The sequence below is a fragment of the Piscinibacter sp. genome (assembly GCF_050175855.1).
In the GTDB taxonomy this organism is placed as follows: domain Bacteria; phylum Pseudomonadota; class Gammaproteobacteria; order Burkholderiales; family Burkholderiaceae_C; genus Piscinibacter.
On sequence record NZ_JBFXIO010000121.1, the window covers coordinates 1 to 11,966 of the forward strand.

The 11,966-nt window shown below is 71.5% G+C and carries 14 protein-coding genes; 8 read left to right on the plus strand and 6 right to left on the minus strand.

The window, feature by feature from the left end; translation table 11 throughout:
• From puhE to AB7U92_RS11265, 8 genes are all read left to right on the plus strand, one after another.
• Nucleotides 1-700: putative photosynthetic complex assembly protein PuhE (puhE, locus tag AB7U92_RS11230; RefSeq protein ID WP_428576361.1), on the plus strand; the 700-nt coding region annotated here is incomplete at its 5' end.
• Nucleotides 675-2,231: a phytoene desaturase gene (locus AB7U92_RS11235; RefSeq protein ID WP_428576364.1), complete on the plus strand. Its 1,557-nt coding sequence runs from the start codon at nt 675-677 to the stop codon at nt 2,229-2,231. The genes puhE and AB7U92_RS11235, both read left to right, overlap by 26 nt.
• Complete coding sequence (locus AB7U92_RS11240; RefSeq protein ID WP_428576367.1) at nt 2,212-3,267, plus strand: phytoene/squalene synthase family protein; 1,056 nt, start codon at nt 2,212-2,214, stop codon at nt 3,265-3,267. Before AB7U92_RS11235 ends, AB7U92_RS11240 begins: the two co-directional genes overlap by 20 nt.
• Nucleotides 3,264-3,449: a hypothetical protein gene (locus AB7U92_RS11245; RefSeq protein ID WP_428576370.1), complete on the plus strand. Its 186-nt coding sequence runs from the start codon at nt 3,264-3,266 to the stop codon at nt 3,447-3,449. The genes AB7U92_RS11240 and AB7U92_RS11245 overlap by 4 nt, the downstream gene beginning before the upstream one ends.
• Complete coding sequence (locus AB7U92_RS11250; RefSeq protein WP_428576373.1) at nt 3,433-4,692, plus strand: Coenzyme F420 hydrogenase/dehydrogenase, beta subunit C-terminal domain; 1,260 nt, start codon at nt 3,433-3,435, stop codon at nt 4,690-4,692. Before AB7U92_RS11245 ends, AB7U92_RS11250 begins: the two co-directional genes overlap by 17 nt.
• 94 nt (nt 4,693-4,786) lie before the next feature.
• On the plus strand, nt 4,787-4,939 hold the full coding sequence (gene pufB, locus AB7U92_RS11255) for a light-harvesting antenna LH1, beta subunit (protein WP_209385890.1): 153 nt from the start codon (nt 4,787-4,789) through the stop codon (nt 4,937-4,939).
• 15 nt (nt 4,940-4,954) lie between these two features.
• Entirely contained in the window at nt 4,955-5,182 is a 228-nt protein-coding gene (locus AB7U92_RS11260) for a light-harvesting protein (RefSeq protein ID WP_428576375.1), read from the plus strand.
• Between the two features lie 108 nt (nt 5,183-5,290).
• Nucleotides 5,291-6,730 (plus strand): PucC family protein, encoded by a 1,440-nt coding sequence (locus AB7U92_RS11265; protein ID WP_428576377.1) that lies wholly within the window; start codon nt 5,291-5,293, stop codon nt 6,728-6,730.
• 63 nt (nt 6,731-6,793) lie between these two features.
• On the opposite strand, the gene AB7U92_RS11270 is transcribed toward AB7U92_RS11265, so the two are convergent.
• From AB7U92_RS11270 to pufC, 6 genes are all read right to left on the minus strand, one after another.
• Nucleotides 6,794-7,039 (minus strand): hypothetical protein, encoded by a 246-nt coding sequence (locus AB7U92_RS11270; RefSeq protein ID WP_428576380.1) that lies wholly within the window; start codon nt 7,037-7,039, stop codon nt 6,794-6,796.
• A gap of 20 nt (nt 7,040-7,059) precedes the next feature.
• Nucleotides 7,060-7,809 carry a carotenoid 1,2-hydratase gene (locus tag AB7U92_RS11275; RefSeq protein ID WP_428576383.1) on the minus strand — a complete coding sequence of 250 codons (750 nt, stop codon included), beginning with the start codon at nt 7,807-7,809 and terminating at the stop codon, nt 7,060-7,062.
• A 98-nt stretch (nt 7,810-7,907) separates the two neighbouring features.
• Nucleotides 7,908-9,476: a 1-hydroxycarotenoid 3,4-desaturase CrtD gene (crtD, locus tag AB7U92_RS11280; RefSeq protein WP_428576386.1), complete on the minus strand. Its 1,569-nt coding sequence runs from the start codon at nt 9,474-9,476 to the stop codon at nt 7,908-7,910.
• Nucleotides 9,466-10,263: a spheroidene monooxygenase gene (locus AB7U92_RS11285; protein WP_428576388.1), complete on the minus strand. Its 798-nt coding sequence runs from the start codon at nt 10,261-10,263 to the stop codon at nt 9,466-9,468. The genes crtD and AB7U92_RS11285 overlap by 11 nt, the downstream gene beginning before the upstream one ends.
• Nucleotides 10,260-11,231 (minus strand): 4-hydroxy-3-methylbut-2-enyl diphosphate reductase, encoded by a 972-nt coding sequence (gene ispH, locus AB7U92_RS11290; protein ID WP_428576390.1) that lies wholly within the window; start codon nt 11,229-11,231, stop codon nt 10,260-10,262. The genes AB7U92_RS11285 and ispH overlap by 4 nt, the downstream gene beginning before the upstream one ends.
• Before the next feature lie 23 nt (nt 11,232-11,254).
• Nucleotides 11,255-11,966 (minus strand): photosynthetic reaction center cytochrome PufC (gene pufC, locus AB7U92_RS11295; RefSeq protein WP_428576393.1); only part of this gene is annotated, 712 nt, incomplete at its 5' end.

Consider the following 11,966-nt stretch of genomic DNA (forward strand, 5'->3'; position numbering starts at 1 on the left):
CGCCTTCGTTGGCCTGGCGCACACCGCGGGGCAGACCACGGTGGCCGGCGCCTACTGCGCCTTCACCTGCGCGCTGCTGGTGTGGGGCTGGCACGAGCTGAGCTTCCTCACCGGCTGGGTCACCGGCCCGCGCCAGCGTGCCGCCGACCGCGGCGCGCGCGGGTGGCGGCGATTCGTCCAGGCCGTCGGGGCGATCCTCTGGCACGAACTCGGCATCCTGGCCTCGGGCGCGCTGATCGCCGCGATCACCTGGGAGGCCCCCAACCAGGTCGGCCTGGCCACCTTCGCGGTGCTCGGCGTGATGCGCGTCAGCGCCAAGCTCAATGTCTTCCTCGGCGTGCGCAACCTCAGCATCGAGCTGCTGCCCGCGCACCTGGCCTACCTGGCCAGCTATTTCCGCCGGCGGGCGATGAACCTGCTGTTCCCGCTGTCGATCACCGCCTCGACGGTGGTGGCGGCGTGGATGGTCAACGACGCGATCGACGCCCGCCTCGGCGGCGCCTATGCCACCGGCCAGTTGCTGGTGGCCACGCTGCTGGTGCTGGCCATCGTCGAGCACTGGCTGCTGGTGCTGCCGCTGCAGGCCACGGCCCTGTGGCGCTGGGCCATGCGCCGCCGCGACGCGGCCACCGTCGACAGCGAGCCGTCGCGGGTCATTGCTCCACTGGAATCGGATGAAAAGCTACTTCACGCCCGTTAGCGGCAACCTGCCGCCCGCCAGCACCGGCGAAGGCCGCGCGCCGCGCGGAGCGCCGAAGGCGATCGTCATCGGCAGCGGCTTCGGCGGCCTGGCCGCGGCGATCCGCCTGAGCGCGCGCGGATGGCACGTCGAGGTGCTGGAGAAGCTCGACGGCCCTGGTGGCCGCGCCTATGTGTGGAAACAGGACGGGTTCAGCTTCGACGCCGGCCCGACCATCGTCACCGTGCCGCACCTGCTCGAGGAGCTGTGGGCCTTGTGCGGCCGTAAGCTCTCCGACGACGTCGAGTTGCGGCCGATGGACCCGTTCTACCGCATCCGCTTCGACGACGGCAGCTGGTTCGACTACAGCGGCGACCCCGAGCACATGCGCGCCGAGGTGGCGCGCTTCGACCCCGACGACGTGGCCGGCTACGAGCGCTTCCTCGACGAAGCCGCCCTGTGCTACCGGCTCGGCTTCGAGAAGCTCGGCGCGCGCGCCTTCGACAGCATCGGCGACCTGCTCGCCGCGGCGCCCGACCTCGCGCGCATGCGCGGCTGGCGCAGCATCTTCGACATGGTCTGCGGCCACCTGCGCAACGAGAAGCTGCGCGTGGCGATGAGCTTCCATCCGCTGCTGATCGGCGGCAACCCGCTGTCGGTGACCTGCGTCTACTCGCTGATCAACACGCTGGAGCGGCGCTTCGGCGTGCACTGGGCGATGGGCGGCACCGGTGCGCTGATCCGCGGCATGGTCAGGCTGCTGGCCGAGCGAGGCGTGGCGGTGCGCTGCAATGCCGAGGTGAAGCGCATCGTCGTCGAGGGCGGCCGCGCCACCGGCGTCGAGCTGGCCGACGGCAGCGTGCAGCGCGCCGACATCGTGGTCAGCAACGCCGACACGGCGTGGACCTACAAGCACCTGATCGCCCCCGAGCACCGCCGTCACTGGAGCGACCGCCGCATCGAGCGCGGCCGCTACTCGATGAGCCTGTTCGTGTGGTACTTCGGCACCAAGCGCCGCTACGACGACGTGCCGCACCACATGATGCTGCTCGGGCCGCGCTACGAAGAGCTGCTGACCGACATCTTCAAGCGTCATCACCTGGCTGAGGACTTCAGCCTCTACCTGCACCGGCCCAGCGCCACCGATCCGTCGGTCGCGCCCGCCGGCCACGACGCCTTCTACGTGCTTGCCCCGGTGCCGCACCTGGACAGCGGCACCGACTGGGCGGTGCAGGCCGAGCCCTACCGCCGTGCCATCGAGGCCCGGCTGGAAGCCACCGTGCTGCCGGGCCTGCGCGAGCAGATCGTCACTTCACGCGTGACCACGCCGCAGGATTTCCACGACCGTCTGCTGTCCTACAAGGGCGCGGCCTTCGGCCTGGAGCCGCTGCTGCTGCAGAGCGCCTGGTTCCGCCCCCACAACCGCAGCGAAGACGTGGCCGGCCTGTTCATGGTCGGCGCGAGCACCCACCCGGGCGCCGGCGTGCCCGGCGTGCTGATGTCGGCCAAGGCCCTGGAGAAAGTGATCCCGCATGTCGAGCAGTTCGCCTGATCACCCGCCCAGCCGCCCCGCCCTGCCGGCCTACGACCTGCAGGCCTGCCGCACGCTGATGCGCGGCGGCTCGAAGACCTTCTTCGCCGCCTCGCTGCTGCTGCCCACGCGGGTGCGGGCGCCGGCCAGCGCGCTGTATGCCTTCTGCCGTCTGGCCGACGACGAGATCGACCTCGGCGACGATCCGGCGCGCGCGATGCACAGGCTGGTGGAGCGGCTCGACCACGTCTACGACGGCCGCCCTCAGCCGATCGATGCCGACCGCGCGCTGGCCGCCGTGGTGCACCGCTTCGCCATCCCGCGCGCGCTGCTGGATGCGCTGCTCGACGGCTTCCTCTGGGATTCGCAGGGCCGCCGCTACGAGACACTGGAAGAGGTGCAGGACTACGGCGCCCGCGTGGCGGGCACCGTCGGCGCGATGATGGCGCTGGTGATGGGCGCGCGCGACGCCGCTGCGCTGGCGCGGGCCTGCGAGCTGGGCGTGGCTATGCAGCTCACCAACATCGCCCGCGACGTCGGCGAGGACGCACGCAACGGCCGCCTCTACCTGCCGCGGCGCTGGCTGCGCGAGGCCGGCATCGACCCCGACGCCTGGCTGGCGGCACCGCAGTTCGACGACCGCATCGCCGGCATCGTGCAGCGGCTGCTGGAGGTGGCCGACGACCTGTACCGCCGCAGCGAGGCCGGCATCTGCGCGTTGCCGCGCGATTGCCGCCCGGCGATCTGCGCCGCTCGCCTGGTCTATGCCGAGATCGGCCGCCAGATCGAGCGCCAAGGTCTCGATTCGATCGGCCAGCGCGCGGTGGTGTCGCGCCAGCGCAAGCTGGCGCTGATCGCCCGCGCCACCGCCGCGGCCTGGGGCCCCAGCGGCGGCAAGCGCGCCCAGCCGTCGGCGCTGCCGGCGGTGCAGTACCTCGTCGATGCCTGCCGCGCGGCGCCACCAGCGCTGCCGGCCTTCGACGAACCGATCGGCCGCGTCGGACGGGTGATCGAGATCTTCGAGCGCCAGATGGTGTCGCAGCGGACGGCGCGATGAACGAGACCATGGACCGCTCGAACTGGCCGCTGCTGCTGATCGAGGGCGTGCTCGTCTTCGGCGGGGCGCTGCTGTTCGGATGGTGGCAGCTGCGCGAGATCGATCGCGACCGGCGCGCTGCGCAGAAGAAGCGCGAGGCCGAGGCTGCGGCCAGCAAGGACGGCGATGGACCGGCTGCCTGATAGCGTGGCCGCGCCACTGGCCGAACCGGCGCACCGCCGCCTGTGCACCGACTGCGGCATCTCGCGCTCGTCGGACCCGCACCGCTGCGGCCGCGCCTGCCAGTTCATCGAACCCGACTACGCCGCGCTGGAGCGCCGCGTGCATGGCCGCACGCGCGACCCGGCTCGCGCCGACGAAACCCACTTCGGCCCGCTGCGCCGCATGCTGCAGGCCTCTCTGCGCCGGCCGTTGCCGGGCGCGCAATGGAGCGGCATCACCACCCGCATCGCCGAGCGGCTGCTCGAGACCGGCGCTGTCGACGCAGTCCTGACCATGGGCAGCGATCCGGCCGACCGCTGGCGCCCGGTGCCGGTGCTGGTGACGAAGGCCGAGGACATGGCCGCCTGCCGCGGCATGCGCATGGGCTACGCGCCGTTGCTGTCGCTGCTGGAGCCGGCCCGCGCGGCCGGCCACAAGCGCCTGGCGGTGATCGGCATTCCCTGCCAGGTGTACGCGCTGCGGGCTCTGGAAGCCGAGCTCGGCTTCGAGAAGCTGTACGTGATCGGCACACCCTGCTCGGACAACACCACCACCGAGCGCTTCCACGAGTTTCTCGCCCTGCTGACCGAGCGGCCCGAGACCATCACCTACCTCGAGTTCCGCGCTGACTACCACGTCGAGATCCGCTTCGCCGACGGCTCGCAGCGCAGCGTGCCCTTCCTGCAGCTGCCGCTGTCGCAACTGCCGTCCGACTTCTTCCCGCTGACCTGCCGCACCTGCGTGGACTACACCAACGTGCTGGCCGACCTCACCGTGGGCTACATGGGCGGGCGTGGCGAACAGTGGCTGCTGGTGCGCAATCAACGCGGCGAGGAGCTCGTGTCGCTGCTGGGCGACGAGCTGGTGGCCACCACCCCGGGCAGCGCCGGCAAGCGAGCCGGGCCGGTGCGCGGCTTCCTGGCCAACGTGGAGCGTGCCGCCGGCGGGCTGCCGCTGCGCCGCATGCCCGACTGGCTGCGCCCGATCGTCGGCTGGCTGATGCCCAAGGTGGGCCCGCGCGGGCTGGAGTTCGCGCGCGCGCGCGTCGAGATGAAGGCGGTGGAGACGGTGATCCACCTGCGCCGCGAGGCGCCGCGCCGCATGCGTCACATGGTGCCGGACCACGTGTGGCCGCTGGTCGCGCCCTACGGACTGGCTCCGCAGGCGCACGAAACACGAGCTGGCTCAAGGCCGGAACACGCGCATGGCGTCAATCACAGTTGACAGTTTGATGTGTCATCTGATAATGACATATTGGAGAGGCAGTACCCTCGTGCGGGTTGAGCACGGAACCTGAAGTCGAAAAGGAGAGACCACCATGGCAGACCCGAACAAGGTTTGGCCCACGGGGCTGACCGAGGCTGAATCCGAAGAAGTGCATCGCCACATCATCCAGGGCACGCAGATCTTCGGCATGATCGCCGCGCTCGCGCACCTGCTGGCGTACATCTACTCACCCTGGCTCAAGTAGCCGAAGGAGACCACGATGATCTACGGAAAGATCTGGTGCGTCGTCAAGCCGTCGGTCGGCATCCCGCTCATGCTGGGTACCGTCGCCGTCAGCTCGTTCGCGGTGCACTACGCACTGCTGTCGCACACCACCTGGCTGCCCAAGTACTACGAGGGTGGCAACAAGGCGGCCAAGGCGGCAGCCGTGACGACCGAACAGTCCACGACGGTGGCGCTGGTGGAGCGATCCACCGCCAAGCCCTAGCGGACCTCGCCGTGGACAGCACGGCGGGCCGGGCCTCGCGGCCCGACCCGCGCGTCGCTGCGCCATGGCACCCACATTCCTGATCGAGCTTCCCGCGACCGTCACGCCATGAAGAGCCCTTCGCGGATGCTGCTGGCCGCCTGGACGAGCCTCGGCCCCCGTTTCCTGCCTTTCGCCGACGTCGCGACGCCGGACCTGCCGCTGTCGCGCCTGCTGCGGCTGTCGCTGTTCCAGGCCTCCGTCGGCATGGCCCTGGTGCTGCTGGTCGGCACGCTGAACCGGGTGATGATCGTCGAGCTCGGCGTGCCCGCCTCGCTGGTGGCGATCATGGTCGCGCTGCCGGTGGTCTACGCGCCGCTGCGAGCATTTATCGGCTACCGCTCCGACACCCACCACTCGGCCCTGGGCTGGCGTCGCGTGCCCTTCATCTGGATGGGCACCATGCTGCAGTTCGGCGGCCTGGCGATCATGCCCTTCGCGCTGCTCGTGCTCGGAGGCGGCGGCAATGCCAGTGCCTGGCCGGCCTGGATCGGCCAGGCCGGCGCCGGCATCGCCTTCCTGCTCGTCGGCGCCGGCATCCACACCGTGCAGACCGCCGGCCTGGCGCTGGCCACCGACCTCACCGCCGAGGAGTCGAAGCCCAAGGTGGTCGGCCTGATGTACGTGATGCTGCTGGCCGGCACCATGGTCAGCGCGGTGATCTTCGGCCAGCTGCTGGCCGACTTCAGTCCCGGCCGCCTGGTGCAGGTGATCCAGGGCGCAGCGCTGACGACGATGGTGCTCAACGTGATCGCGCTGTGGAAGCAGGAGACACGCCGCCCACCGCGTGGCGCGGCGCCCAGGCAGCACCCCGGCTTCCGCGAGGCGTGGAGCCAGTTCATCGAGCACGGCCATGCCGTGCGGCGCCTGGTGGCCATCGGCCTGGGCACCATGGCCTTCGGCATGCAGGACGTGCTGCTCGAGCCCTACGGCGGCCAGGTGCTGGGCATGTCGGTGGGCTCCACCACCTCGCTCACGGCCACGCTGGCCTTCGGCGGCCTGCTCGGCTTCGGCTGGGCCTCGGGGGTGCTCAGCCGCGGCGCCGACCCCTTCCGCATGGCCGCCGGCGGCGCGCTGGTGGGCATTCCGGCCTTCCTGGCCGTGCTGGCCGCGGCACCGCTGGGCTCGGTCACGCTGTTCGCCGCCGGCGTGCTCGGCATCGGCCTGGGCGGCGGCATCTTCAGCCACGGCACCCTCACCGCCTCGATGAACAGCGCGCCGAAGGAACAGGCCGGCCTGGCGCTGGGCGCCTGGGGCGCCGTGCAGGCCACCGCCGCCGGCGTGGCCGTGGCGCTCGGCGGCGTGCTGCGCGACGTGATTTCCGCCCTCGCCGGCCAGGGCTTTTTCGGCCCCGCGCTGGCGCGCCCGGCCACCGGCTATGCTTTTGTGTACGGCGTCGAGCTGCTGCTGCTCGTCGCCACCGTGGTGGCGATGTCGGCGCTGATCGGCAGCGCCCGCCACGAGACCGATCCCCGATTCAACCAAGAATTCAAGAGGAGTTCGCCATGAAGGTCCACTACCTGCTGTTCATCCTCTGGGTCCTCTGGGTCGCGTTCTGGCTGTGGGGTCAGTTCAGCCGCTGGAACCGCGACGAGCAGAACCAGAAGAAGTAGCCCGCTGCGGCCAGATCAGGTCGGCCACGTAGCCGACCATGATGATGCCGAAGAATGCGCCGTTGGCCGCCAGCAGCACGGCCAGCGGGATGCCGCTGATCTGCATGCCGAAGTCGTAGCTGGCCAGTGCGCCGGCAGCGGCCGCGGCCAGTTGCAGCGCCTGCACCACGCGCAGCGGCTTGCTCGAAGACGGTCCGGGGTTCATGGGTCGTTCTCCTGGTTGCTTCAATTCACCCGGGGCATGCGGAACGGCAGCATCAGCCGCGTCGCGCCCGCCACCAGCCGCGGTATCGACAGCGTCTCGTGCACCGATTGCACGCGCTGGCCGAACAGCTCCGACTCCAGCAGCGACCGGGTGTAGAACGGCGTGTCCTCCAGCGTCTGCAGCACGCGCGCGGGCGCCCCGGGCTCGCTGCGCATGTGCCGCGCGATGCGCCACACCCGGGTGCTCGGCAGGCGCTGGCGGGCCGGCACCTCGAAGGGCTCGGCGCGGCCGTCGGCCGCGAAGCGCTCGGCGATGACGCGGTCGTCACCCTGCTTCATGCGCACGTCGTAGATCACCGCCGTGCCTCCGCCGGGCAGCGCCGCGCGCGACCAGTCCCACAGCGCGAACGGCCGGTCGATCGGCTCGTCGCCTTCGTTCGAATCCAGGTAGGCCTCGCCCTGCCAGCGCGCCCCGGGTTTGTCGAGATCGACCTCGATGCGCGAGGCCGGCGCGATCGGCCCCCAGCGGTGCAGGCCTTGCGGATCGAGCGGCGCCAGGAAGCTTGCCAGTCCGCGCGGCCACACGCGCACCCGGCCGCGCACGCGCTGCGGCAGCGGCATGCCGATCTCGTCGATGTCGATCACCAGCGAGGCTCCGTCCCACTGAAGGCGGCTGGGGCCGACGACGAACTCGTGCCGGTCGCGGCTCACGCTGGCGGCACTGCGCTCGGTCATCGTCCAGCGCCGTCCAGCGTCGCCGTAAAGGGCCACGTTGATCGCGCAGTGGTCGACCGCAGGCGTGGCCGGATCGCGCTCGCGCGCCCAGGCGTAGTAGGGCGAGAAGACGCTGCCGACGAAGGCGATGAGGGTCAGGGCGTGGCGGCCGTCGTCGCTGACCGCGTCGACGTACCACCAGAGATAGCCACCCGGCGCGACCGGCTGATCGAATCGAGGTGCGCCATCGTCGTCGCGGCCGCCAGTTGCCCGGACAGCGCCGCCATCGGCACGCCCGGCCCCGGGTGCACACCCCCGCCCGCCAGGAACAGCCCCGGCAGCGCCGTGGCCGAGCCCGGCCGGCGGAAGGACGACATCCACCCGTGCGTCGCCTGGCCATACAGCGCCCCGCCGGTGGCCGGAAAGAGCGCGTGAAAGTCGCGTGGCGTCGTGCGCAGCACCTGCGCCGTCTCCATGTCGATCTGCAGGCCGCACGCGCTCAGCAGGTCCAAGCTCCGTTGTTCGCATGGGCCCACCTCCCGGGCATCGAAGTCGCGCCGGTCGCCCTCGGCCGGCGCGTTGACCAGACACAGCAGCCGCTCGGCGCCGTCGTGCACGCCCGCGTCGCCGCGATCCTGCGCGCAGACGTAGACCGTGCCGCGCGCCGGCAGCTGCCGCGCGCGGAAGATGTCGTCGAACTCGCTGGCGTAGTCGTCGTCGAAGAAGACGTTGTGGCGCACCAGCGGGAAGCCCGCGGTGCGGCCGTGGATCGCCCAGGTGAGCGCCGACAGCGAGCGCTGCGCGCGCGGCAGCGCGGGCACGGCACGCGCGGACGCCTCGCCGAGCAGACCCTGCACCAGGGCCTGCGGGTCGCCGTTGAAGACCACCGCATCGGCGGCGATCTCCTCGCCGCCGGCCAGGCGCACGCCGCTGGCGCGGCCGCCCTGCACGAGGATGCGCTCGCAGCGGCTGGCATAGCGCAGCGTGGCCCCGCGGCGCGCTGCGAGCCCGGCGAAGCGCTGCGCCACCGCATGCATGCCGCCCTCGACCGACCAGACGCCGTCGAGCTCGACCTGCGCCACCAGCATCAGCGTGGCCGGCGCCTGCCACGGCGAGGCGCCGCAGTAGGTGGCGTAGCGGCCGAACAGCTGGCGCAGCCGCGGGTCACGGAAATGGCGGCCGAGCGCGCTCCACAGCGAGGAGAACGGCCCGAGGCCCATCAGCGTGGCCAGGCCGCGGGGGCCCAGATCGCGCCCCATGGCCCACAGCGAGGACCGGCCGGCGCGGATGTACGGGCCCTCGAGCCGACGGTAGACCTCGCGCGCCTGGGCACAGAAGGCTTCGAAGCGGCGCGCCTCGTCGGCGCCGGCGAAGGCACCGATCGCCTCGGTGGAGCGGCGATGGTCGGCGTAGAGGTCGAGCCGCCGGTCGTGGCCGCGCCAGGCATGGCGGGCGAGCACGCCCAGCGGCGACAGCCGCGGCAGGTCGGCGATGGCGAAGCCGGCCTGATCGAGGATCTGCTCGAACACCCAGCGCATGGTGAAGACGGTCGGCCCGCCGTCGATGCCCTCGCCCAGCGGCAGCCGGCGCATCTTGCCGCCCGGTGCCTCGGCCGCCTCGACCAGCGTGACCTGCACGCCCTGGCTGGCCAGCAGCAGCGCACTCACCAGCCCGCCGATGCCGGCGCCGACGACGACGACGCGGTCGGCCCGCTCAGCCGCCATGGGTCCGGCCCTTCCACGTGCCGCGAAGTTCGAGCAGCTCGAAGCGCACGAACATCGATTCGGTGAAGAAGTCGCCGGCGTAGGCACTGCGGATGGCCTGCAGGTGCGCGCCGCTGCGCGCATAGGCGTCCATCGCCGCCACGCTCTCCCACAGGCTGAAGGTGCACTGGCGAAGCAGCGGCGCCTCGCCCAGTCCAACGGCCAGCGTGCAGCCGGGCGATGCGGCCAGCGCCGCTTCGCTCGGCGGCGAGTGGCGCCAGAAGGCGGCCAGCTTGCCCGGCTTGATCGATGCGCGTGTCAGCGCCGCCACAGGCCCGCCTCTCTGCGGCACGGCCTCGGGCGCCATCGCCACGCCGGACCACGAGCCCTTGCAGGAGACGGCCCGCAGCAGCGCCACGCAGCACTCGCGCGCGTGGGCGCGGTAGCGCGCCAGCACCGGCGAATGCTCGATGAACCCGCGCGCCGCGGCTTCGTCGTCGAAGACCAGGAACAGGCCCTGGCACGAGCCGCTCGGCCGCAGGCCGAAGCCGCCCTCGTGGCCGCTGCCCAGAACCTTGGAGAAGCGCAGCCCGCGTTCGTGGCGCAGCGGCCAGCGCTGCAGCACCAGACGCATCCAGCCCCAGGGCCGCGCCCACAGCGGATAGTCGACCAGCAACAGCACGGCGATGCTTCCGGCGCGGTGCAGCACCTGCGCACCCTGCCGTTGCGGCTCGCGCGCCGGCAGCGGCGCGTCGCCGCTGCCTCGCGCCATCGGCGCGCTGCGCTCGCTCGGGCCGGCGAGCGTCACGCCGCCCTCCGCAGCACGGAGACGGGCAGCCGGAACACGATGCCCTCGTCGTCGCCCTCGGCCTGGCGCACCTCGCCGGCGCCGAGCTCGCGCAGGCGTTGCGCGACGCGCTGCACCAGCACCTCGGGCGTGGAGGCGCCGGCAGTGATGCCGATGCGCCGGGCGCCGGCCACCCAGGCCGGGTCGATGCCGGTCTCGTCCTGCACCAGATGGGCAGGCTTGCCTTGCTGCTGCGCCACTTCGCGCAGCCGCGCCGAGTTGGAGCTGTTGCGCGCGCCGACCACCAGCACGACGTCGACCTGCGCGGCCAGTTCGCGCACCGCGTTCTGGCGATTCTGCGTGGCGTAGCAGATGTCGTCGGTCTCGGGCCCGACGATGGCCGGGTAGCGGACCTTCAGCGCGGCGATGATGCCGCGCGTATCGTCCAGACTGAGCGTGGTCTGCGTGACGTAGGCCACCGGCGCATCGGCTGGCATGGGCAGCGCGGCCACCTGGTCGATGTCGCTGACCAGGTGCACCTCGGTCTCGACGCGTCCCATGGTGCCTTCGACCTCTTCGTGCCCGGCATGACCGATGACCACGATCACGTGGCCCTTCTGGGCATAACGCTGCGCCTGCAGGTGCACCTTGGTGACCAGCGGGCAGGTGGCGTCGATCACCTGCAGCTTGCGAGACTGCGACTGCTGCACGACGGCCAGCGAGACGCCGTGCGCACTGAACACCGTCACCGCGCCCTTGGGCACCTGCTCGAGCGAATCGACGAACACCGCGCCCTTGGTGCGCAGATCGGCCACCACGTGGCCGTTGTGCACGATCTCGTGGAAGACGTAGACTGGCGCGCCGTGCAGGTCGAGCGCACGCTCGACGATCTCGACCGCCCGCACGACGCCGGCGCAGAAGCCGCGCGGCCGCGCCAGCAGCACCTGCGCCGCCGGGGCGACGATGGGCGCGGGCACGATCGGCGACATGGCACTCGCGCCGCTGGGCCTGTCTATCGCACCGTCACCTCGACGCGCCGCGAGGAGGGATCCTCGCCGGACACGTTGCCCGAGGTCTGCTGGGGCTTGGCGAGGATCACGCGCGACTCGGCGATGCCGGCGGCCAGCAGCGCATCGCGCACGGTGAAGGCGCGCTGCTTGGCCAGCTCCTGGTTCTGCGCCAGCGTGCCGGAGGCGCTGTGATAGCCGGAGATGGTCGCCTTCAGGCTGCCGGTCTTGAGCATCGTGGCGGTCAGCTCGGCCAGACCCTTGGCTTGAGCATCCTGCAGCACGGCTGAGCCGATGTCGTAGTACAGCACCGAGCGGCGCGCCTCGGCCACCGGCGGCGGCAGCGGCGCGGCGCCGGTCTTCGCCACCGCGGCGACGGTCAGCAGTTCCGGGAAGTCCTTGGCCATCTGCGCGCCGTACACCGGCTTGTAGGCCCCCTGGTGGCAGGTGGCGCAATAGACCTTGGCCACATCGCCCGACGGGCCCTTGCGCTCGGCCGGGAAGGTGTCGGTCAGCGGCTCCAGGTATTCGTTGTTGAGCTGCCGGACCATGCGGATGCCGTGCCAGGCGTTGGTGCGCTGCGGCGTGCTTTCGCTCCACTCCCTGAAGTTGCGCGTGTTGTGGCAGTAGGTGCAGTTGACCCCCAGCGCCTTCGAGAAGTGCATCATCAGGCCGTAGGTCTGCTCGGTGTCCTGCAGCGAGGCCACGTGCCCGGTG